At 42.1% G+C, this 22,239-nt stretch carries 19 protein-coding genes and 1 pseudogene; 16 read left to right on the top strand and 4 right to left on the bottom strand.

Annotated elements, in window-relative coordinates:
• Nucleotides 1–242: 242 nt before the first annotated feature.
• From RMY64_RS11015 to RMY64_RS11005, 3 genes are all read left to right on the top strand, one after another.
• Nucleotides 243–1,907: a methyl-accepting chemotaxis protein gene (locus RMY64_RS11015; RefSeq protein ID WP_322700036.1), complete on the top strand. Its 1,665-nt coding sequence runs from the start codon at nucleotides 243–245 to the stop codon at nucleotides 1,905–1,907.
• A 181-nt stretch (nucleotides 1,908–2,088) separates the two neighbouring features.
• Entirely contained in the window at nucleotides 2,089–3,855 is a 1,767-nt protein-coding gene (locus RMY64_RS11010; protein ID WP_322700035.1) for a methyl-accepting chemotaxis protein, read from the top strand.
• 9 nt (nucleotides 3,856–3,864) lie between these two features.
• Entirely contained in the window at nucleotides 3,865–4,605 is a 741-nt protein-coding gene (locus RMY64_RS11005) for a chemotaxis protein CheW (protein ID WP_322700034.1), read from the top strand.
• Between the two features lie 251 nt (nucleotides 4,606–4,856).
• Here the strand turns inward: RMY64_RS11005 and RMY64_RS11000 are convergent, their stop codons facing one another.
• Entirely contained in the window at nucleotides 4,857–5,108 is a 252-nt protein-coding gene (locus RMY64_RS11000; RefSeq protein ID WP_322700033.1) for a hypothetical protein, read from the bottom strand.
• 244 nt (nucleotides 5,109–5,352) lie between these two features.
• Here RMY64_RS11000 and RMY64_RS10995 point away from each other — a divergent pair, with 244 nt between their 5' ends.
• Entirely contained in the window at nucleotides 5,353–7,611 is a 2,259-nt protein-coding gene (locus RMY64_RS10995) for a hybrid sensor histidine kinase/response regulator (protein WP_322700032.1), read from the top strand.
• Nucleotides 7,612–7,850: 239 nt separating this feature from the next.
• Here the strand turns inward: RMY64_RS10995 and RMY64_RS10990 are convergent, their stop codons facing one another.
• Nucleotides 7,851–8,252, bottom strand: a complete 402-nt coding sequence (locus RMY64_RS10990) for a hypothetical protein (RefSeq protein WP_322669702.1) — start codon at nucleotides 8,250–8,252, stop codon at nucleotides 7,851–7,853.
• A 271-nt stretch (nucleotides 8,253–8,523) separates the two neighbouring features.
• Between RMY64_RS10990 and RMY64_RS10985 the strand changes: the two genes are divergently transcribed.
• From RMY64_RS10985 to RMY64_RS10975, 3 genes are all read left to right on the top strand, one after another.
• Nucleotides 8,524–9,501, top strand: a complete 978-nt coding sequence (locus RMY64_RS10985; RefSeq protein ID WP_322700031.1) for a chemotaxis response regulator protein-glutamate methylesterase — start codon at nucleotides 8,524–8,526, stop codon at nucleotides 9,499–9,501.
• Nucleotides 9,502–9,697: 196 nt separating this feature from the next.
• Complete coding sequence (locus tag RMY64_RS10980) at nucleotides 9,698–11,092, top strand: ATP-binding protein (RefSeq protein WP_322700030.1); 1,395 nt, start codon at nucleotides 9,698–9,700, stop codon at nucleotides 11,090–11,092.
• A 256-nt stretch (nucleotides 11,093–11,348) separates the two neighbouring features.
• Nucleotides 11,349–11,657 (top strand): NIL domain-containing protein, encoded by a 309-nt coding sequence (locus RMY64_RS10975; RefSeq protein WP_322669699.1) that lies wholly within the window; start codon nucleotides 11,349–11,351, stop codon nucleotides 11,655–11,657.
• 70 nt (nucleotides 11,658–11,727) lie between these two features.
• On the opposite strand, the gene RMY64_RS10970 is transcribed toward RMY64_RS10975, so the two are convergent.
• Nucleotides 11,728–12,405 carry a response regulator transcription factor gene (locus tag RMY64_RS10970; protein WP_012407592.1) on the bottom strand — a complete coding sequence of 226 codons (678 nt, stop codon included), beginning with the start codon at nucleotides 12,403–12,405 and terminating at the stop codon, nucleotides 11,728–11,730.
• Between the two features lie 605 nt (nucleotides 12,406–13,010).
• Complete coding sequence (locus tag RMY64_RS10965; protein ID WP_322686726.1) at nucleotides 13,011–13,205, bottom strand: hypothetical protein; 195 nt, start codon at nucleotides 13,203–13,205, stop codon at nucleotides 13,011–13,013.
• 301 nt (nucleotides 13,206–13,506) lie between these two features.
• Here RMY64_RS10965 and groES point away from each other — a divergent pair, with 301 nt between their 5' ends.
• From groES to RMY64_RS10920, 9 genes and pseudogenes are all read left to right on the top strand, one after another.
• Nucleotides 13,507–13,818 (top strand): co-chaperone GroES, encoded by a 312-nt coding sequence (groES, locus tag RMY64_RS10960; RefSeq protein ID WP_094348596.1) that lies wholly within the window; start codon nucleotides 13,507–13,509, stop codon nucleotides 13,816–13,818.
• A 140-nt stretch (nucleotides 13,819–13,958) separates the two neighbouring features.
• Nucleotides 13,959–15,593 (top strand): chaperonin GroEL, encoded by a 1,635-nt coding sequence (groL, locus tag RMY64_RS10955; RefSeq protein ID WP_322700029.1) that lies wholly within the window; start codon nucleotides 13,959–13,961, stop codon nucleotides 15,591–15,593.
• Between the two features lie 81 nt (nucleotides 15,594–15,674).
• Nucleotides 15,675–16,487, top strand: a pseudogene (locus tag RMY64_RS10950) (Rpn family recombination-promoting nuclease/putative transposase).
• A 15-nt stretch (nucleotides 16,488–16,502) separates the two neighbouring features.
• Nucleotides 16,503–17,729 carry a hypothetical protein gene (locus RMY64_RS10945; RefSeq protein WP_322700028.1) on the top strand — a complete coding sequence of 409 codons (1,227 nt, stop codon included), beginning with the start codon at nucleotides 16,503–16,505 and terminating at the stop codon, nucleotides 17,727–17,729.
• Between the two features lie 74 nt (nucleotides 17,730–17,803).
• Nucleotides 17,804–18,640, top strand: a complete 837-nt coding sequence (locus RMY64_RS10940; protein WP_322700027.1) for an urease accessory protein UreD — start codon at nucleotides 17,804–17,806, stop codon at nucleotides 18,638–18,640.
• Between the two features lie 42 nt (nucleotides 18,641–18,682).
• On the top strand, nucleotides 18,683–18,985 hold the full coding sequence (gene ureA, locus RMY64_RS10935; RefSeq protein ID WP_322669692.1) for an urease subunit gamma: 303 nt from the start codon (nucleotides 18,683–18,685) through the stop codon (nucleotides 18,983–18,985).
• A gap of 21 nt (nucleotides 18,986–19,006) precedes the next feature.
• Nucleotides 19,007–19,312 (top strand): urease subunit beta, encoded by a 306-nt coding sequence (locus tag RMY64_RS10930; RefSeq protein ID WP_322700026.1) that lies wholly within the window; start codon nucleotides 19,007–19,009, stop codon nucleotides 19,310–19,312.
• A gap of 62 nt (nucleotides 19,313–19,374) precedes the next feature.
• Nucleotides 19,375–21,090 (top strand): urease subunit alpha, encoded by a 1,716-nt coding sequence (ureC, locus tag RMY64_RS10925; protein WP_322700025.1) that lies wholly within the window; start codon nucleotides 19,375–19,377, stop codon nucleotides 21,088–21,090.
• Between the two features lie 3 nt (nucleotides 21,091–21,093).
• Nucleotides 21,094–22,047 (top strand): transposase, encoded by a 954-nt coding sequence (locus RMY64_RS10920; RefSeq protein ID WP_322700024.1) that lies wholly within the window; start codon nucleotides 21,094–21,096, stop codon nucleotides 22,045–22,047.
• Nucleotides 22,048–22,239: the final 192 nt, after the last annotated feature.

Raw genomic sequence — 22,239 nt, 5'->3', positions numbered from 1 at the left:
ACAATTCCTATCCATCCAGAAACATACATTCAAACCTCATCCATTTGGAAACTTGGAGTAGTGCGGACATCTTGCGCGCTAATATCAGCAGGAAGCAAGATACTCCCACTACTTTAAAAATATGGTTCTCAAAATAGATGTGGTTTAGTATAGCGTGGTGGAAATAGCTATCCAATTTAAAAAGCTGACTTTCGCATTTTACCTAATACACCTATTTGGAAAAAGTAAAACATCAAAAATATATGCAACAAGGAATTAGAATTAATCAATTTGTCATTGGTGGATTTGGAATCATTGTTATTTTAACAGGGATTGCTAGTTTTGTGGCTAAATCAGCAAACGATTCTCTAGCTAATTCTGCTACTTTAGTAACGCATACCTATTCAGTTAAATTGGATTTAAAAGAAATTGAAAAAATTTTAGTTGATGCTGAAACTGGACAAAGAGGATTTATTATTACAAATAAACAACAATATTTAGAGCCTTATGAAATTGCTAGAAATAACCTGAAGGATAAATTTAAATATTTAAGACAAAAGATTTCAGACAATCAAAAGCAAGTCCAGAGTTTAGATAAATTTGAGGAGTTATCCCAAGAAAAGATGAGCGAGTTAGAAACAACGATCGCTCTCAAAAAAGCTGGTAAAGAGCAAGAAGTACTAGCTCTGATTCTTTCAGATAAAGGTAAAAATATTATGGATGCAATCAGACAAAAGCTTAGTGATATGCTGCAAACAGAAGGGCAACTTTTAGATGAGAGGCAAAAGCAAGCAAGTCAATTTCAGGCATTTGCAAATTTCGTTAATTTCGCTACTTTCTTCTGTATTATGATTGTTGCATTCATTGTTTCACTGGTTATTGTCCGCATTCTCAGTCTTTCCTTGAGTCGCTCTTTGCAGTCAGCATTTAGTCTAGCAGAGCAGGTTTCTGCCGGTGATTTGACAACCCAGGTTGAAGTTACCTCAGATGATGAAATTGGCAAGTTAATGGCTGCATTGAAAAATATGATTGCTAACCTGAATACCCTTGTCCGTCAGGTGCAAAATTCAGGTATTCAGGTAACTACTTCGGCTACTCAAATTGCTGCTTCTGGTAAACAATTAGAAGCGACAATTTCTGAACAAGTAGCCTCTACGAATGAGGTAACTGCTACTGCTAAAGAAATTGCTGCAACTTCCAGAGAACTGGTAAATACTATGGAACAAGTTGCGACTACCTCACAAATCACGACGACGGCTGCTAGCACTAGCCAAAAAGATTTGGTTCGTATGGAAGCCACTATGCGGCAATTGGTAGAAGCCACTAATGCGATCGCTGCTCGACTGGGAGTAATTAGCGAAAAGGCGAATAACATTAACAACATTGTTGTCACGATTACGAAAGTGGCAGATCAGACAAATCTACTGTCGTTAAATGCTGCTATTGAAGCCGAGAAAGCTGGAGAATATGGTTTGGGTTTTGCGGTTGTTGCTAGAGAAATCCGCCGGCTGGCAGATCAAACTGCTGTTGCTACTCTCGACATTGAACAGATGGTAAAACAGATGCAATCGTCAGTCTCTACAGGTGTGATGGAGATGGACAAATTTGCTGCTGAAGTTGGACGAAGTGTAGAAGATGTTGCCAGCATTAGTTCTCAAATTGGGCAAATTATCCAACAAGTGCAAGACATGGCCCCTCACTTTGAGTCTGTGAACCAAGGTATGGAAATCCAGTCAGTGGGAGCGCAACAAATTAGTGATGCGATGGTGCAGTTGAGTAGTACTTCAGTGCAAACAGCCGATTCTCTGCGAGAAATTAATAGTGCGATCGCTCAACTCAATCAAGTTGCTCAAGGATTACGTCAAGAGATTGCCCGCTTTCAGGTGAAAACAGAATATTCTAGTTTAACTCCTCAGCAATCAATTTAATCAACAATTGAAGAAATATCTCAAGACTTTTACATCATCAGTAAAATCTAGTTTCTGAACTAAGCTACCTACTTAATAATTTGTTTAAAAATAAAAATACAAACTGTTCATCTTGCTTGTGATTTGGGAATTCTAATAAACGAATGAATTTTACAGCAGTAGAGGAACAGTAGGATATCCAATGTTCAAGAACATCACCTTGCAAACACGGTTGATCGGTTCATTTTTATTCATAGGACTGATTGTATTCGTAATGGCCTTGGTGGCATGGTTCGTTACCAACGAGTTAAATCAGTCAATTAACTCACTAACCTTGAATGACATCCCCAGCTTGTCTGGGGTATGGAAGATTAAGGAAGGCCAAACACAAATTCAATCCGCACAACGATTATTATTTAATCCTGAAATTACTGTTAGTGAAAGAGAGAGTGCGATCGCTGAAATCCAGAACGCTTGGAAACAGATTAACGAAGGTATTGCACAGTACGACGCTACTCCATCCACTGAAGAAGAATTAAAAGAGTATAATTTACTTAAAGAAAACTTGGAAAATTGGAAAAAAGTCCATGAAAAATTATTACAATTTGAGCAAAAAATAAATCAAGATGGAGTTAAGAATCCTTGGAAAAAACAGCTCGAATTAATTATTCAAGGACAACAAAAAGCTATACCAGTTAATATTCAAAAGGTGTTTGAGTTACGCAATCAAATTGATTCTGATATAAAAAAACGGGAAGAAGCATTATTTAAAATAACTATAAAACAAGCAAAAAAAGTTGTAAAGTTCAATGAAAATTTCATATCAGATACACAAAAAGAAGTCGAACAGAATGTGGGTCGCAGTATTTTCTGGATTTCTGTAGGAATTGCTATTGGCCCGATAACTGCGATTATTCTTGGGTTTGTAATCGCTCGACAAATTACTTCTCAGATTTTTAGTGTTATTAGAGTTGCAGAGCAAATTTCTCTGGGAAACTTAACAACTAAAATTGCGGCTGACTCCAACAGCAAAGATGAAATGAATACACTCTTAACAGCTTTCCAAACTATGACTCAGAATCTGAACACTCTGATTCGTCAGGTACAGCATTCAGGCATACAGGTTACTTCCTCAGCGACTCAAATAGCAGCTTCAGGTAAACAATTAGAAGGGACGCTCATTGAGCAAGTAGCCTCAACTAATGAGGTGGCTGCCGCTACTAAAGAAATTTCCGCTACCTCTAGGGAATTAGTCAGTGCAATGGAACAAGTTGCGACTATTTCCCAAATCACAACGACAGCAGCCAATGATAGCCAAAAAGACATAGTGCGGATGGAAACCACTATGCGGCAGTTAGCAGAAGCCACTAATGCGATCGCAGCTCGATTGGGAGTAATTAGCGAAAAGGCAAATAGCATTAATACTATCGTCGTCACAATTACCAAGGTGGCAGACCAAACAAATCTACTGTCGTTAAATGCGGCGATCGAAGCCGAAAAAGCTGGAGAGTATGGCTTGGGCTTTGCTGTAGTGGCAAGAGAAATTCGCCGACTAGCAGATCAAACCGCCGTTGCTACTCTCGATATTGAGCAGATGGTGAAGCAGATGCAATCGTCAGTCTCTACAGGTGTGATGGAGATGGACAAGTTTGCCGCAGAAGTTGGGCGGAATATAGAAGATGTTGCCAGTATTAGTACACAGGTTGGGCAAATTATCCAGCAAGTGCAAGACCTGAATCCGCGATTTGAGTTTGTCAACCAGGCTATGGAAAACCAATCTGTGGGAGCGCAACAAATTAGTGAGACGATGGTGCAGTTGAGTAGTACCTCCGTGCAAAGTACGGATTCCTTGCGGGAAATTAATCATGCCATAACCCAACTTAACCAAGTAGCGCAGGGATTGCGTCAAGAGATTGCCCGCTTTCAGGTGAAAACAGAAGACATTATACCCCTGCACCAATTCTCTTGAGCAGCCCTTATGAACCCCGCTACGCCATTAAATATTGAACGTTGTTGGAATTTTATCGGCATTGAGGGCGATCGCTCCTGTCCGCAATTAGCCACTTATACCCATTGCCGCAATTGTCCCGTTTACTCTACTGCTGGACGCTATTTGCTAGAGCGCTCCATACCTGAAGATTATCGCCATCAGTGGACTGAGTTACTGGCTAAATCTAGAACTGATGAAAATTCCCAGATATCCCATACTTTAACCACCACTCAAATCACAGTTGTGATTTTTCGTTTGCAACGGGAATGGCTGGCACTTTCTGCCCAAATCTTCAAGGAAATTTCTCCTGCGAACGTGGTTCATACCATACCGCATCGCAGCAACCAAATCTTGCGCGGATTGGTAAGTATCCGAGGCGAATTACTATTGTGTATTTCTTTGAGCGATTTGTTGAATCTGGAAACTGCCGATACAGCAGTACAAACGCTCAGTTCAGTGGTGTATTCGCGCATGGTGGTGCTGGAAAAAGCAGATAAAACTTGGGTGTTTGGTGTAGATGAACTTTATGGAGTACACCGATTTCACCGGGATGAGTTACAAGAGCCGCCTAAGAGTCTGACTCAAACTTATACAAAAGGGTTATTTCACTGGCAACCTGGCGCGCAAATGGAGCGATCTGCCTCTGGCGGCAGCGCTTCGCTAACGCACAGTGTCAGCTATTTGGATGATGAATTGTTATTCACCACCTTAGCTAGGAAGGTGCTGTAATCAAAGACCTAACCCCCCAACCCCCTTCCCTACAAGGGAAGCTACGGTGTACACACATCTTGGTAATGAAGCCCGAATCCTGGATTTACCCCCCTTAATCCCCCCTTGCAAAGGGGGGAAATATCCGGTTCTCCCCCTTTGCAAGGGGGAGTTAGAGGGGGTGAAAAGGACTTGTGTGTACACCGTAGTACAAGGGAAGGGGGAGCTAAACTCCCCTCTCCTCGTAGGCTACGGTGGTGTACACAAGTCTTTTAAAGTTGCTGCGGAATGTAGGGTGGGTTCATTTTTGTAGGTCGATGCAACAAAGGTGCAAGTCGATACAACAAACGTGCAGGGCGATGCAACAAAGGTGCGAGTCGGTACAACAAACGTGCAGGGCGATGCAACAAAGGTGCGAGTCGATACAACAAACGTGCAAGGCGATGCAACAAAGGTGCGAGTCGATACAACAAACGTGCAAGGCGATGCAACAAAGGTGCAGATCGAGAGACTTGTGTGTACACCGTAGCCTGGTAGGAGAGGGGGTTGGGGGCAATACTTGTCGGGTTTTGGGGAAAAGGGGAAGGTGGGGTTCCAAGAAGGGGATAAGGGGCGGGGGAAAGGGGAAAGAAAAAACCTTTAACCTTTACCCTTTAACCTTTTCCCCAAACCCAATTCCGAGTTAAAAATGGACAAAGCGAGCAGTATTGGGGTTGGGGGAGAGGTTCTTCCAGGATTAATAAATCGGTGTTCTAGGAAGGTGTAGTAATGTTAGAAGAATTTGATGTCAGCAATCTTTCCTTGCTTGATTTATTCAACATGGAAGTAAAAGCCCAAGTTGTGGTATTGAACGATCGCCTGTTGGCACTGGAAACTAAGCCCGATCCCCAAGAAGAACTGGCAGCTTTAATGCGCGCAGCCCATTGCATCAAAGGCGCTGCGCGAATTGTCCAAATCGATCCGGCTGTCAACCTTGCTCACGTCATGGAAGACTGCTTTGTGGCGGCTCAAGAGGGAAAAGTTACCTTAACTGCCGATCGCATTGATGTATTGCTGCAAGGGGTAGATATGCTCCTGCGTATAGCTCAAACGGTTACAGACAACCCAAATTTGCAGATTTTAGAAGATGTTGGCATTCAATCATTGGTGAGGGCGATCGCTAATATCCTAACTCCAGAGGCAACCTCTACAGAAATTCATCCCCTAGTAACAACAGCGCAGTTAGAAGACAACCAACAGACAATCCTTATTTCCCCATCCCCATTAGAAGAACTGGGCATCACCCAAAATCGGGCGGTGCGAATGAGTACTGAAAATTTGAATCGCTTAATGGGTTTAGCAGGAGAGTCTTTAGTTGAGGCGAATTTATTAGAACCATTTGCGAACTCTTTGCTGAAACTGAGAAGCAATCAGGGGGAATTGTCCAACTTACTAGAGAAGTTGCAGGAGTTATTGGGCAAATATCATCTGGATCGGCAAATTAAGGAAACCTTGAGTGCAACTCATCAAAAAGCTCACGAATGTTACCAGATGATAAGCGATCGCCAAAATGAACTAGAACAATTTTCTCAGCGTTCTGCTAACCTTGCCCAGCGCCTATATCAAGAAGTTATTGCTACTCGAATGTGTTCCTTTGCAGATGGGGGACAGGGATTTCCCCGGATGGTGCGCGACTTAGCTAGACAATTGAGTAAACGGGTGAAACTGGAAATCGTCGGGAAATCTACTTTGGTAGATCGAGATATTCTAGAACGTCTGGAAGCTCCGTTGACTCATATCCTGCGGAATGCGATCGATCATGGCATTGAATTGCCCCAGGAACGTTTAGCAGCACGAAAGCCAGAAGAAGGAATTATTCGTATTGAAGTTACCCATCGCGCTGGAATGTTGTTTATCACCGTTGCAGATGATGGACGGGGAATCGATATCGAGTTTTTGCGCCAAGTAGTCATCAGCAAACAACTGACAAACCCGGAAATGGCAGCCCAACTTACCGAAGTTGAGTTGATGGAATTCTTGTTTTTGCCTGGTTTCTCCACAACCCAAACTGTCACCGAAATTTCGGGTAGAGGTGTGGGGCTGGATATCGCCCATAGCACAGTGCGGGAAGTTGGCGGAACGCTGCGGGCGGTTTCTGTGTTGGGAAGGGGTATGACCTTTCACTTGCAGTTACCGCTAACGTTATCTGTGATTCGCACCCTGTTAGTGGAAATTGCTGGCGAACCCTATGCTTTTGGGCTAACGCGCATTGAACAAGTGTTGATATTATCGAAGTCTAAGATTGCTGTATCGGAAAATCGTCCATTTTTCGTGATGAATAATCAACCTGTGGAGTTGATTTTAGCAAGTCAAGTTTTAGAGTTAGCCTCGCCTGCGGTAAATATAGAATCGCTATCAGTTATTGTGATTAGCGATCGCCTCAATCGTTACGGATTAGTTGTAGATCGGTTTCTCGGTGAGTGCAATTTGGTTGTCCGACCCTTAGATCCCCGTCTTGGTAAAGTCCCAAACATTAGCGCCGCAGCCCTGATGGATGATGGTTCTCCAGTATTGATTGTCGATGTTGAAGATTTGGTACGTTCTATTGCGAAGGTGTTTTCTAGCGGACAACTTTCTCAGGTAAATCAGTCTGCTCATCAGGCAGTTACCAAAACTTACAAGCGAGTATTAGTAGTAGATGATTCGATCACTGTGCGCGAAATGGAGCGCAAACTTTTAGAAAACAATGGGTACAAAGCGGAAGTGGCGGTTAATGGTATTGATGGTTGGAATGCAATCCGTAGCGGCGATTATGACTTGGTGGTGACAGATATTGATATGCCCCGGATGAACGGCTTTGAACTCACTAGCCAGATAAAAACTCATGCCAAGTTGAAGCAAACACCTGTGATTATCGTTTCTTACAAAGACCGGGAAGAAGACCGACTGCAAGGATTAGAAGCAGGTGCAGACTACTACTTAACTAAGAGCAGCTTTCATGACGACACTCTGTTAAAGGCGGTGATTGATTTAATTGGAGAGGCTTGATAATAATTTGTAATTCGTAATTAAGAAAGTAAGATTTTAGGACTAGCACTTTCAAGGTGACAAACGAAGATACGTTGTTTCAGTGCTACCATTTTGAATCCTCCGCTCAGATTTTGGGCTTTTTGAATGTTGAAATTAGCAATTCTCGTTCCAAATTTCACCACCTTGAAAGAGCTGAATCTAGGACTTACGCATTGACAAAAAATCTCATCCATCTCCCTGTACTGTCTGTCTAGTAATCAGGATTCTTGCCGAATTTGGTTTCTGATAAAAAGTTGTTCTGCATTAAGTAGGATGACTAGTAGCCCTACAGATGCTCTGGCGATTACCGGAGTTGTCCAGTTGTGATTCACCAGGTCGGGGATGGTTATAACAAGCATCAATACAATGATGAATATTGGTATAATCATCACAATATTCCGATCCCAAGCAGGTTTATCGCGCAGTCTCGCTTCGCTTTGTAGTACGCGATTGCGCCAAAATGGAAAAGTACTTAGGACAGAGGTAAGGTATAACAGTCCAGCATTAATTAGCAGAATTGTTCTAACGTTTGGAGTGATGTCAGAATTTCCAAAGAAGATCGCTGTTAGGCAAGCTCCCGCTGCTAGATACAGAAAAGTAAACAGGGTAAAGTGCTTCATTGGTTACTCCTTATGCTTTATAAACTGGAGTTTTGACTATATGGCAAAGGCATTTAAATTATATAGGACTAGTCCTTTCAAGGTGACGAACAAAGATACATTGTTTCAGTCCTACCATTTTGAATCCTCCGCCGAGATTTTGGGATTTTTGAATATTGAAATTACCAATTTTCGTTTTAAATTTCACCACCTTGAAAGGGCTGATCCTAGATTTAATCTGGGTTTTTATCTGTTGTATTTGTCGCGTTATTTTGGAGAAATGTCATAATTTGTGAGAATTGCGATCGCTAACGATATGTTAATGGCTGTAGAGGTACTGCGGCGGGCTGTGGTAAAAATACCAGGTTACAAGCTGGCGTGGGTTGCCTACGATGGTGCGGAAGCTGTGAACAAGTGTGCGGCTGATACTCCTGACTTAATTTTGATGGATGTGCTGATGCCCAGTATGGATGGAGTAGAAGCTACTCGGCATATCATGAGGCAATCTCCCTGCGCCATTGTGATGGTAACAGCTAGCGTTAATCGCTATGCAGCCAAGGTTTTTGAAGCAATGGGCTATGGAGCCTTGGATGCCATCAATACGCCAATCTTAGGCGATGATGGGTTACTAAATAAAATTGCCACGATCGCCCGTTTAATTGGTAAATCTTCACATCGGCGATCGCCCCCTGTCCATCACTCAAAATCACTCCCACCCCTAATTGCGATCGGGGCTTCCACTGGTGGGCCCCAGGCATTGAAAACTATTCTCTGCCAATTTCCCCAAGACTTTCCTGCGACTGTGGTTGTTGTTCAGCATATAGATGCCCAATTTGTTCAAAGTTTTGCCGCCTGGTTGAATGAGCAAATTCCTTTGCCTGTGCAAATTGCGATCGCAGGTTCTACACCACAGCCTGGTAAAGTTCTGCTTGCTGGCACAAATCTTCATTTAGTAATGCGTCCCGACCTCACTTTTGCCTATGACAAAGAACCACTACATTTTTTCTATCGTCCATCAATTGATGTTTTCTTCAAGAGTGTGGCTAAAAATTGGACTGGAAAGGGGGTTGGGGCGTTGCTAACGGGGATGGGTGGAGATGGCGCTCAAGGCTTAAAACAATTGCGCGAAGCAGGTTGGCATACTATTGCTCAAGATCGCAAAACTTGCATTGTTTATGGTATGCCGAAAGTAGCAGTGGAATTAAAAGCTGCGGTAGAGGTTTTGCCAGTTGAGGCGATCGCATCAGCGTGCATCAACTTTACGGCATAATGCTTAATTAAGCAGTGTTATTTTATACTTTAAATAAAACTATGTGTATGAAAGCAGATACTTAAAATACCTTTACGAAGTATTGCAAAACACTAACACATTCCGCTACTGAGATATAATTGCGACAATTGCCGATTAGTAGATTTAACTGGCTAGTTTGTAGTATTAAAAACAAAGACCTATTTAGAGGTACTAAATGAACCTGCAAGAAACAGCACTTTTAGAAATATCTCCAAAGACAGCAAGATTATCACCAAACTGGAGTCAACCACAAACTCCACAAGCTGCGCCATTTATTCTGAATGCCAAAATATCTACAGTCAGACTTTTGCTAATTGACGATCAGGTAATTATCAGCGAAGCCTTCCGTCGGATGGTTGCGACAGAAACAGATATATCCCTTCACTATACAAGCAATCCGGCTCAGGCTATTCAAGATGCGAGCGCCATAGAACCAACGGTGATCTTTTTGGATATGATCATGCCAGATATCGATGGATTAATGTTACTGCGTTGGTTTCGCTCTTATCCAGTAACTCGTGATGTACCAATCGTTATGTTATCCAGTAAAGAAGAAGCAAAGCTCAAAGCAGAAGCTTTTACTGAAGGCGCTAATGACTACCTAATTAAATTACCAGATCCAGTTGAGTTAATTGCCCGTATTCGTTATCATTCCAAAGCTTACAATAACCTCAAAGCACTCACTACTGCAACTGCTACTGCCCAACTTCAAGCACAACAGTTAGAAAATACCTTACGAGAATTACAAACTACCCAAGTTCAATTGATCCAGACAGAGAAAATGTCTAGCTTAGGTCGGATGGTTGCAGGTTTAGCCCACGAAATTAATAATCCTGTTAATTTTATTCACGGTAATTTTAATCATCTGAATAACCATGTCAACTGTCTTTTAAATTTAATCCAACTATATCAACAAGAACATCCAGATTCGTATTCTTTGTTTGAAGAAAAATTTGGCGATTTTAATATTGATTTCATCATCGATGATTTACCAAAAATTCTTTCATCCATGAGGATAGGAACCGATCGGATTCGTGACATCGTGCTATCGCTAAAAAACTTTTCTCGACTCGATCAGTCAGAGAAAAAAGCTGTTAATATTCATGAAGGTATTGAAAGTACTTTATTACTTTTAAATCATCGACTACAACCAAAAATTGAAATTATTAAAAAATACGGAAATCTCCCATCAGTTCAATGTTATCCAGCACAACTAAACCAAGTATTCATGAATATCCTTAGTAATGGCATTGATGCTTTACTAGAGCTAGATAATCAGATCCAAAAGCAAATTGTAATTCAAACTGAAATAACTAAATTAGAAACAGTCATAATTACATTTAGAGATAACGGTAATGGAATAGATTCCGAGATTCAAAGCAAGATATTCGATCCTTTTTTTACAACTAAACCTATCAACAAAGGAACGGGACTAGGTTTAGCAATTAGCCATCAAATTATTGAGAAACATCAGGGAAACATCCAGCTAAAGTCTGAACTTGCTCGTGGAACTGAATTTACGATCGAAATTCCAATAGCATTAGCTGTTAATAATAAAAGCAACACTTAAATTAAGATTTCACCGACGCATTATTCTCCAAGACTTGATTTATCTTTCAACAAAGATTTACTTATAACTTAATAAATTTATAATCCACTTAAATGCGATCGCACTTTTATAGTAATCCATAATTCATCTCATCGAATCTTGATGATGAATTATGAATCATTTGCTACTGTTTGCGTGCATAGGATGAGTAACGCTAGTGTTAAAAGAAGTCGTACAAAGCCAAACCCTCATCCCAGAAGTCGAATAGGAAGCTAGAATGGCAATTCCAAATAAACAAGTAAAATATAATACTGATATTTTAGATAATAGACGCACCCAAACTCGCATCCAGGTTCGTATTCCTAAAGACTTGCATGAGGAACCAGTCATTTCACGACTGGTTTCTCACTATGGGATCACAGTAATTATTGCTACTGCCGAGATAAGCGCAAACGTGCCACAATATAGCTGCTTTGATCTGGAACTACGGGGCACTGTTTCCCAGATTGAAAGTGCCTTGACTTACCTGGATGAACTGGATTTAGAAGTTTTGCACCAATCCAGCCCTGAAGAAGATGGTTGGTAAATATTAGTTAGAAGTTAGGAGTTAGGAATTAAAAAATTCATAACTCCTAACTTTTAACTCTTAACTTTGTTTAAGCCATTTGATTTTCAATCGCCCACCGCGCTAGTTCAGTGCGATTGTGGAGATTGGTTTTGCCCAACATATTGGACACATGGCTTTCAACCGTTCGTTGACTAACATTGAGTTCTTCAGCAATTTCACGGTTAGCTAAACCCCTAGCAACAAACTGAACTACTTTCAGTTCGGTTGGGGTTAATTGCACATCGAAGGGAACTTGGATACGGGAACCGTTTTCGCCTCCTTTTGCTTGGTGTTCTTTCCAACGGATAGTTTGTTTCAGCGAGGACTCAACTTGCGCTACGAGTTCTTCTGGTTCAAAGGGTTTGACCATATAAACATCAGCACCTTTATTCAGACCCTTAACTCGGTCTGCACTTTGTCCCTTAGCTGAAAGGAAAAGAACCGGAATCCAGCTGGTGCGTTCGTTTTGCCGGACTTGTTCCACAAAAGTATATCCGTCCATTTCCGGCATCATCACATCGCAGATGATCATGTCTGGAACATCTTGCTCTAAAATTTCCAGAGCTTCACGTCCATTTTCAGCGGTGATGACTTCATATCCCCGGAATTCCAAGTAATCCTTCACCAGCAAGATGAGGTTAGGGTCATCATCAATCAATAGAAGTCGTTTGTGATCTTTCATGCTGGGCTCTTTCATAGCAGTGGCACTTGTCGCGCTTCGGTCCATCAAAGTCTTGAATATTTATCCTCTATGGTGGGTTATTCGAGATGTTGTCCTTTTCCTACTTAACTTGCCTTTGCTGTCTCGAAGTCTCAAAAATGCCGAGCACTTTCAATAGACTAGTAGCTCGATAGCAAAAGTCCAGCAAGGATACGTATAGCAGTAGTATCTATAATGCGCTATTATATATCGCTTTGAAAGGGGCGGGGTAAAAAACACTGATTAAATAATAATCTTTCGGACTCACAAGTAAGTATTGGCTTAAAGATGACCCTACCTCAAAACCAACCCGCACTTTCTTAAAGCCTACTGCTATACCATATCCTTTCGTTGTTAAGCCTCTATGAGGTGTTCACAAGAAACTAGGGAAGTTTCAGGCAAAAGATGGATTGAAAACGCATATTCTTCTACCACCTTATTACCTATTCAGTGTTCTCGGACGATCCGCAGAGTAACTTCCGGGTTTGCTTGGCGATATCAGACACCATCAGGGTAAATCACCATTATGGATCTAGAACCAGAAACACGCAAGCAGTTGGCTTTAGTTTTATAGACGCAAATAGAATGACTTTAGTACGGCTCATCGAGTTTTAAATCTTTAAGTCGCTTTTTTAAGTAATCCCAGAATTCCAGACTAGCTCGTTTTGAGCAGCAATTGCCTGGTCAGCGCAAATAAAAATGTCTCGCTGAATTTTTGCAAGTCCTAAACTTTCTACACAATTACTCAGGGTCTCATGTTCCAAAGATTGAGTTTTTTTAGGGATTTGATGGTTGGACTGGATCGCTGTCACTGTATTGTTACTCATCGAGTGGCTCCCTGATTACAGTTCCATAACAATTTGCAAGCTTTGCAAATAAAGTTGACTGGAGAGTAAGGAATGGGGAATAGGGAAGAATTTTCATAACTCTTAATTCTCCACTCCCTACTCTCTTCGTAACTTACAGAACAAAACCCGCAAGGTATAAATAATTAAGCATTTATACTTAAGTACATCTATGACCTTCTAGTTCGGGAACCCGTACTCAAGGCATTCTTGCCATTGGACGCCAATTTTCGGTAAATTAGCACTCAGGAGTTGAGAGTGCTAAACTCTGGAGAAAATAATTATGGCAGCTTTATCTCTAAGCGTTTCTACAGTTAAACCTTTAGGCGATCGCGTTTTCGTAAAAGTGAGCGCCTCTGAGGAGAAGACCGCAGGTGGTCTGTATTTGCCCGATACCGCCAAGGAAAAGCCCCAAGTAGGGGAAGTAGTGGCTCTTGGCCCTGGCAAGCGTAATGACGACGGAAACCGTCAGGAATTGGAAATTAAAGTCGGCGATAAGGTGCTGTACTCTAAGTACGCTGGCACTGACATCAAGCTCGGCACTGAAGAATATGTACTGCTTTCTGAAAAAGATATTTTAGCAGTTGTTATCTAGTGGTCATTGGTCATTAGTCATTAGCCAATGACAAAGGACAAAGGACAAAGGACAAATGACGTAGATGCCCTCCGGGCGGCTTCCCGAAGGGTAGAACAAAAGACAAATGACAAATGACAAAGGACAACTAACAATAAATTATGGCAAAGCGCATTATCTACAACGAAAACGCCCGTCGCGCCTTAGAACGAGGCATTGACATCCTGGCTGAGGCTGTAGCTGTTACCCTTGGCCCCAAAGGTCGTAACGTAGTCCTAGAAAAGAAGTTTGGCGCACCGCAAATTGTTAATGATGGTGTAACGATCGCCAAAGAAATCGAATTAGAAGACCACATTGAAAACACTGGTGTAGCTCTGATTCGTCAAGCTGCTTCTAAGACCAATGATGCTGCGGGCGATGGTACTACCACCGCTACCGTATTAGCTCATGCGATCGTCAAAGAAGGCTTGCGGAACGTTGCAGCCGGTGCTAACGCAATTTCCCTGAAGCGCGGTATTGACAAAGCTGCCGGCTTCCTGGTAGAAAAAATTGCTGAACATGCCCGTCCAGTGGAAGATTCCAAAGCCATTGCCCAAGTTGGTGCGATCTCGGCTGGTAATGACGAAGAAGTTGGTCAGATGATTGCCCAAGCAATGGACAAGGTGGGCAAAGAAGGCGTAATTTCCCTAGAAGAAGGGAAATCTATGTTCACCGAGTTGGAAATCACTGAAGGGATGCGCTTTGACAAAGGCTATATCTCTCCTTATTTCGCTACCGATGCTGAACGGATGGAAGCGGTTTTTGATGAACCTTTCCTACTGTTGACTGATAAGAAAATTGCTTTAGTGCAAGACCTTGTACCAGTGTTAGAGCAAGTAGCTCGTGCTGGTCGTCCTTTGGTGATTATCGCCGAAGATATTGAAAAAGAAGCTTTAGCAACCTTGGTAGTAAACCGTTTACGCGGTGTACTGAACGTGGCTGCTGTTAAGGCTCCTGGCTTTGGCGATCGCCGCAAAGCACTATTAGAAGACATCGCTGTTTTAACTGGTGGTCAACTAGTTACCGAAGATGCTGGGTTAAAGCTAGATAACACCAAGCTGGATAGCCTGGGTAAAGCTCGCCGGATCACCATCACCAAGGACAGCACTACAATTGTTGCCGAAGGTAACGAAGCTGCTGTTAAAGCTCGTGTAGAACAGATTCGTCGTCAAATCGATGAAACCGAATCTTCTTACGACAAAGAGAAATTACAAGAGCGTCTTGCTAAACTCTCTGGTGGTGTTGCTGTAGTGAAAGTGGGTGCAGCGACCGAAACCGAAATGAAAGACAAGAAGCTGCGCCTAGAAGACGCTATCAACGCCACCAAAGCTGCTGTGGAAGAAGGTATTGTTCCTGGCGGTGGTACAACTCTGGCTCACCTTGCTCCCGACTTGGAAGTTTGGGCAAAGAGCAACCTTAAGGATGAAGAGTTGATTGGTGCTTTGATTGTCGTTCGTGCATTACCTGCACCTCTGAAGCGGATTGCTGAAAACGCCGGTCAGAATGGTGCTGTAATTGCTGAACGCGTGAAAGAAAAAGACTTCAACATTGGCTACAACGCTGCAACCAACGAGTTTGTTGATTTGTTAGCGGCTGGTATTGTTGACCCTGCTAAGGTGACTCGTTCTGCTCTGCAAAACGCTGCTTCCATCGCTGGTATGGTGTTGACAACCGAATGTATTATAGTTGACAAGCCTGAGCCTAAAGATGCCGCTCCTGCTGGGGCTGGTGCTGGTGGTGGCGACTTCGATTACTAATACGTAGTTACATAATTTGTAAAACAGCTGCTTCCCTTGTGGAGGTGGCTGTTTTTTTTATGCCAAAAGAAGAAGAAAAGGGTGAGTTACGATAACGCTTGTAAATATTTAGCTGAACAGTACCCAGCCGAGTTTGTCCGTTGGCTGCTTGGAGTAGAGGTGCAACAAATTGAAGTCTTAAAAACGGAACTCACGCTTGAACCAATTCGCGCGGATTCTGTGACATTTTTGCAAGCAGCTAACCAAATTTTGCACATTGAATTTCAAACTTTGGCGAAATCTAATCCGGCGCTTAATTTCCGAATGCTCGATTATTCTGTGAGGTTGAAGCGTTAGTATCGTTGTTCTGTAGTGCAAGTGCTAATCTTTTTGCAGGAAACTACTAACGAAATGGCTTTTACTGAAGAATATCGGGACAACACGACGATTCACCAATATCAGGTTGTTCGTCTTTGGGAGCAAGATTCAACACTATTTTTAGTTAATCCGGCGCTGTTACCTTTAGCAAGTTTGACGCGAACTGACTCGCCACAAACTTGGTACAAGTGGCTGAACAAGTCGCTACAATTCCAGATAGAGAGGAGCGGCAAATATATCGCAGGTTGTGTAGAAATTCTGGCAGGTTTGCGGTTTGATAAGGATTTGGTTCGGCAATTTTTGCGGGAGGATATTATGAAAGAGTCTGTAATTTATCAAGATATCGTTCAAAAAGAAGCGTTTAAATTGATTAGTCGTCAGCTTAGACGGCGTTTTGGTGACATTGATGAATTATTAGTTGAGCAGGTTCGGAATTTATCTGCTGAACAGTTAGAGGAGTTGGGAGAAGATTTGCTTGATTTTTCTGAAGTTGCTGATTTGGTAGCTTGGTTAGAGCAGCAGAAAGAAGAAAAATAAGATAGGTATTAAACTATGGCTTTAATGGTTCCCGAATCTATATCATCATCTGCTAGTCAAGGCGAACAAATTTTATATAGAATACTTCGTGAGAAATTGCCAGATGACTTTTTAGTTTGGTATAAGCAAGTCGTTGAAAGTAATTATATTGATTTCCTGATTATTGCACCTAATTTTGGACTATTGATAATTCAAGTTATTACTTGGTATCCATCGCAAGTTAACGGTACTGATATTAACAAAATTAAATTATTTAGTTCTCCAGAAAAAAATCAAAAAATAGAATTAAACAATTCTCCGTCATATCTAGATATTCCGGGAAGACGAACTCGTAAGCGTTCTATAAAGATCAATGAGAAAGAAGATACTTTCTCCCTATGGACAAATCCATATCAAGAGTTGATAGATCAATTATTAGTGAAATTACAAAAATATCAAATACTCACTCAGTTGCATGAAGATAATCAACAGAAATTAGCATTCCCTTGTAACTATGGTCTATTATTTTCTAATATTACCGCAGAACAAGCACAGGAAAAAAATATTGATAAATTATTGTCTCCATCACAAATTATATACCGTAATGAATTATTTTATAGTCAGAGCATTAGTAGTGAGGAATTAGTAAATAGATTAATAAAAACATTTACCAATACTTTTACTTTCTCTCCTCTTAACAATGAGCAAATTGATACTATAAAAGCTGTTATTTTTCCAGAAATAGCTATTAAACTTATACCAGCATCTCTGTACAGTGTTCCTAATAACATTAAATTCAAAAATGAAAGTTACGTATTTAAAACGTTAGATCATCGTCAAGAATGTATAGTGAGATCAATTGGTGATGGACATAGAATAATTTATGGTGTAGCTGGATCGGGAAAAACTTTAATACTTTTATCTCATGCTAAATTGCTAGTTACCTTAACTACAGAATATAGCCGAATAGTCCGCGAAGTATCTAATAATCACCCAGCAGAATCTAGAATGCAGTCGGTAGAGCCACTGTTAGTAACTCCCTATTTTATTAACATCCACGAATATACTTTTACTTATAGGCAACAGTTAGATTTAACTGGACTTATTGGGCGAGCAATGAGTGTTTCTTATTTGCCACGTGAAGGCTTGGCATACGAACAGCTTATTGATAGGTTTCAAGAATTATATCAGCGCTTTCGTGATGAGAGTGGTTTTATCTATATGGTCTATCGCACTAGCGTACACCTGGGCGAAAAACAATGATAAATTGCAAGTAAAGTAGCAGAGAATGCATTAAATAAATATAAGATATCTGAACTTTAATATTGAATTTATAAATGACCTGCAATCCGCAAGTAGCAGAAGGTTGGCATGGCAAACTTAATTTAGTCTATGCCGATCGCCAGGGTAAAACCCAATTAATTTACGATCGCCAACAAGCGCCCCTGAAGGTACAACGTCCATTTTACCCAGAAGGGGAAATTTGTCATAGCGTCATTTTACACACGGCTGGGGGAATGGTGGGAGGCGATCGCTTATCCTCTGACATCCACCTCCAACCCCACACCCAAGCTTTAATTACTACAGCTGCTGCAAGCAAGATATACCGCAGTAATGGCTTACAAGCTAGACAAATCATCCAAATGCAAGTTGATGCTGGTGCTTGTTTGGAGTGGTTGCCGCAAGAGACAATTTTATTTAACGACGCGATTTATCGGCAAGATTTACGGGTAGAATTAGCAACCGGGGGCAGCTGGTTAGGCTGGGAAATTACCCGATTTGGTCGCAGTGCTAGAGGAGAAAAATTCTTGCAAGGGGAATGGCGATCGCACACGGAAATTTGGCAGCGAGATGTTCCCTTATGGATCGATCGGCAATGGTTACGGGGTAGTGAAGAAACTTTTCACAGTCCCCACGGCTTGGCTGGAAAACCAATAGTAGGTAGTTTAGTTTGGGTTGGTGGTGCAGTTTCATCAGAAATTGTCGAAAAAACGCGAAATTTATGGAATGGGAAAGGAGAAGCGGGTGTTAGTCGGTTACAACATGGATTATTGTGTCGATATCGCGGTGCTTCTACATCTGAGGTTAGAAACTGGTTTATTAATGTTTGGCAGTTGCTGCGAGTTTCTTTTTTAAATCGTGGTAATTGTATACCAAGAGTGTGGCAGCTTTAAACGAACCACGAAGGCGCGAAGGACGCGAAGGAAGAGGTAAGAATGCAACTTACGCCGCAGGAAAAAGATAAGTTATTAATTTTTACTGCTGCTTTATTAGCAGAAAGACGTAAAGTAAGGGGTTTAAAACTGAATTATCCAGAAGCAGTTGCTTATATTTCTGCTGCCATTTTAGAAGGTGCAAGAGATGGGCAAACTGTAGCTGAATTGATGAGTTATGGTACAACTCTCTTAACGCGAGATGATGTCATGGAAGGGATACCGGAAATGGTGCATGATGTGCAAGTTGAAGCAACTTTTCCTGATGGTACAAAGTTAGTGACAGTACATAGTCCAATTCGTTAATTTTTTAGTTTTTAATTTATTATGATTCCTGGAGAAATCATTACACCAGAAGGTGAAATTGAACTGAATGTTGGTCGTCCAACTATAAAATTGCTAGTGTCAAATACAGGCGATCGCCCCATACAAATCGGTTCCCACTATCACTTTTATGAAGTTAACACCGCCTTAAACTTTGACAGAGAACAAGCCAGAGGAATGCGCCTCGATATCCCCGCCGGAACCGCAGTTCGCTTTGAACCAGGCGACGAAAAAGAAATAACTCTAGTCCCCCTCGTCGGTACTCGCCAAGTCCACGGCTTCAACGCCAAAATTAACGGAAACCTCTAAAACCCTCCGCGTACCTCTGCGCTTCCCTTTGCGTCCCTTTGCGTTAAAAAAAAGGATTTTATATGCCTTACAGAATGGATCGCCGCGCCTACGCCGAAACCTACGGGCCAACAGTAGGCGATCGCATCCGACTTGCAGATACAGAATTATTTATAGAAGTTGAACAAGATTTCACCACCTACGGCGATGAAGTGAAATTTGGCGGCGGAAAAGTTATCCGCGATGGAATGGGACAATCCCCCATTTCTAACGCCGATGGTGCTGTTGATTTAGTAATTACCAATGCCTTAATTCTCGATTGGTGGGGTATTGTCAAAGCAGATATCGGCATTAAAGATGGCAAGATTTTCAAAATTGGTAAAGCCGGAAATCCTTATATTCAAAATAATGTAGATATTATTATCGGCCCTGGAACTGAAGCCTTAGCAGGTGAAGGAATGATTCTCACTGCTGGCGGTATTGATGCCCATATTCATTTCATTTGTCCTCAACAAATTGAAGTTGCGATCGCTTCCGGGATTACCACCATGATCGGCGGCGGTACTGGCCCAGCTACAGGTACAAATGCCACTACCTGCACCCCCGGCCCTTGGAATATTTACCGAATGCTGCAAGCTGCTGATGCTTTTCCCGTCAACTTAGGATTTTTGGGCAAAGGTAACGCCAGTCAACCCCAAGGACTGGTAGAACAAGTAGCCGCCGGTGCAATGGGGTTAAAACTTCATGAAGACTGGGGAACCACACCCGCAGCAATTGATACTTGCCTCAGCGTTGCCGATGAATATGACGTGCAAGTAGCGATTCATACTGATACCCTGAACGAAGCCGGATTTGTCGAAGATACGATCGCCGCTTTCAAGAATCGTACCATCCACACCTACCATACCGAAGGCGCAGGCGGAGGACACGCACCAGATATCATCAAAGTTTGCAGCCAAGCTAATGTTCTGCCATCTTCCACTAACCCCACACGTCCTTACACCGTCAACACCTTAGACGAACACCTAGATATGTTGATGGTATGCCATCATCTTGACCCAGCGATCGCCGAAGATGTCGCTTTTGCCGAATCTCGCATCCGTCGAGAAACCATTGCCGCCGAAGACATTTTGCACGACTTAGGCGCATTTAGTATGATTTCTTCCGACTCCCAGGCAATGGGAAGAGTTGGCGAAGTGATAATTCGCACCTGGCAGACATCTCACAAAATGAAGGTGCAACGAGGAATTCTTAACTCACAAGGAACTGAGCAAAAGGCAGACAATTTTCGGGCGAAAAGATATGTTGCTAAGTATACGATTAACCCAGCGCTCGCTCACGGAATTGCTCAATATGTGGGTTCAGTGGAAGAGGGAAAATTAGCAGATTTATGTTTGTGGCGGCCTGCATTTTTTGGCGTGAAACCAGAGATAGTGATTAAAGGCGGAATGATTGCATGGGCGCAAATGGGCGATGCTAACGCCAGTATTCCCACACCGCAACCAGTGTATATGCGATCGATGTTTGGTAGTTTTGCAGGGGCGCGTCATGCCACATCATTAACTTTTGTTTCCCAAGCAGCTTTAGAGAAAGAAATTCCCAGCCAGTTAGGTTTACAAAAGGCAGCAGTTGCAATTTCTGGGACACGCCAATTGAGTAAGCGAGATATGAAGCTGAATGATGCACTACCCCACATTGAAGTTGATCCAGAAACATATCAAGTTAGGGCAGATGGTGAATTGCTGATTTGCGAACCTGCAACAGTTTTACCAATGGCACAGAGGTACTTTTTGTTCTAATTCATGACCGAGCAACTTACTGATTACGATAGTCCTTGGAAAGAAGTTATTGAGCTATATTTTCCCCGCTTTCTGGAATTCTTTTTCACCCAAGCTTATGGCGAAATCGACTGGACGCGACCTTATGAATTTCTAGACACAGAACTGCAACAGCTAGAACCAGATGCAGAAATTGGGCGGCGCTTGGTCGATAAAGTCGCAAAAGTTTGGCTACTGGATGGAGAGGAAGCTTGGGTATTGGTTCATGTGGAAGTCCAAGGGCAATATGACAGCCAATTTGCCGAACGGATGTACACATATAATTACCGCTTGTTTGACCGCCATAAAAAGCGAGTCATTAGTTTAGCAGTTTTAGCAGATGAACAAGTGAATTGGCGACCTTCCAGCTACAGCTATCAACTGGGAGGATGTCGCGTCAGCTTAGAGTTTTCTGTGGCGAAACTGTTGGACTATGAGCAAAGGTGGGAAACCTTGGAGCAAACTAGCAACCCCTTTGGTGTAATTGTGATGGCGCATCTCAAAACCAAGGCAACACAACGAAATCCACAAAATCGGCTACAGTGGAAACTAAGCCTAGTCAGACGGCTGTATGAACGGGGATATAGCCGGGAAGATATTCGGGAACTATTTCGGTTTATCGACTGGATAATGGTTTTGCCAAAAGAGTTGGCACTTAATTTTAAAACAGAAGTAAGAAGTTACGAGGAGGCAGATAGAATGCGGTACGTAACTAGTATTGAAAGGCTAGCAAAAGAAGAAGGAATTGTCGAAAATGCTAGAGAAAGCATCATTACAGTTCTAGAAACGCGCTTTGGAGAAGTGCCAAGCTCTATTATCGAAGTTATCAATGGGATAGAAGAACCATCTGTGCTAAAAATGCTTCATAAAAGTTCGATCGCAATTCCTACCACAGCAGAATTTCAACAAGTTTTAGATAGTCTCACGTCTGGAGAATGAGCGATCGCCTATTTTTTGATGAGAGTTCGATCGCAATTTTTTCTACAACAGAATTTCAGCAACTCTTAGATAATCTCACTTCTGGGCAATGAGCGATCGCTCTGATGCATTAACGTAACACGTCGATGTCTTGGCATAACACGTCGATGCATTGGCATAACACGCCGATGTCTTGGCATAACACGCCGATGT

The organism is Nostoc sp. DedQUE08, from assembly GCF_034530895.1.
Lineage (GTDB): Bacteria > Cyanobacteriota > Cyanobacteriia > Cyanobacteriales > Nostocaceae > Nostoc.
The sequence above is the reverse complement of the archived record's forward strand: the minus strand, read 5'-3'. Positions and strand labels throughout refer to the sequence as shown.

Bases quoted from the DNA above. Each gene is read 5' to 3' on its own strand.
- RMY64_RS11015 (WP_322700036.1), top strand. From the start codon at position 243: ATGCAACAAGGAATTAGAATTAATCAATTTGTCATTGGTGGATTTGGA.
- RMY64_RS11010 (WP_322700035.1), top strand. From the start codon at position 2,089: ATGTTCAAGAACATCACCTTGCAAACACGGTTGATCGGTTCATTTTTA.
- RMY64_RS11005 (WP_322700034.1), top strand. From the start codon at position 3,865: ATGAACCCCGCTACGCCATTAAATATTGAACGTTGTTGGAATTTTATC.
- RMY64_RS10995 (WP_322700032.1), top strand. From the start codon at position 5,353: ATGTTAGAAGAATTTGATGTCAGCAATCTTTCCTTGCTTGATTTATTC.
- RMY64_RS10990 (WP_322669702.1), bottom strand. From the start codon at position 8,252: ATGAAGCACTTTACCCTGTTTACTTTTCTGTATCTAGCAGCGGGAGCT.
- RMY64_RS10980 (WP_322700030.1), top strand. From the start codon at position 9,698: ATGAACCTGCAAGAAACAGCACTTTTAGAAATATCTCCAAAGACAGCA.
- RMY64_RS10975 (WP_322669699.1), top strand. From the start codon at position 11,349: ATGGCAATTCCAAATAAACAAGTAAAATATAATACTGATATTTTAGAT.
- RMY64_RS10970 (WP_012407592.1), bottom strand. From the start codon at position 12,405: ATGGACCGAAGCGCGACAAGTGCCACTGCTATGAAAGAGCCCAGCATG.
- RMY64_RS10965 (WP_322686726.1), bottom strand. From the start codon at position 13,205: ATGAGTAACAATACAGTGACAGCGATCCAGTCCAACCATCAAATCCCT.
- groES (WP_094348596.1), top strand. From the start codon at position 13,507: ATGGCAGCTTTATCTCTAAGCGTTTCTACAGTTAAACCTTTAGGCGAT.
- groL (WP_322700029.1), top strand. From the start codon at position 13,959: ATGGCAAAGCGCATTATCTACAACGAAAACGCCCGTCGCGCCTTAGAA.
- RMY64_RS10945 (WP_322700028.1), top strand. From the start codon at position 16,503: ATGGCTTTAATGGTTCCCGAATCTATATCATCATCTGCTAGTCAAGGC.
- RMY64_RS10940 (WP_322700027.1), top strand. From the start codon at position 17,804: ATGACCTGCAATCCGCAAGTAGCAGAAGGTTGGCATGGCAAACTTAAT.
- ureA (WP_322669692.1), top strand. From the start codon at position 18,683: ATGCAACTTACGCCGCAGGAAAAAGATAAGTTATTAATTTTTACTGCT.
- RMY64_RS10930 (WP_322700026.1), top strand. From the start codon at position 19,007: ATGATTCCTGGAGAAATCATTACACCAGAAGGTGAAATTGAACTGAAT.
- ureC (WP_322700025.1), top strand. From the start codon at position 19,375: ATGCCTTACAGAATGGATCGCCGCGCCTACGCCGAAACCTACGGGCCA.
- RMY64_RS10920 (WP_322700024.1), top strand. From the start codon at position 21,094: ATGACCGAGCAACTTACTGATTACGATAGTCCTTGGAAAGAAGTTATT.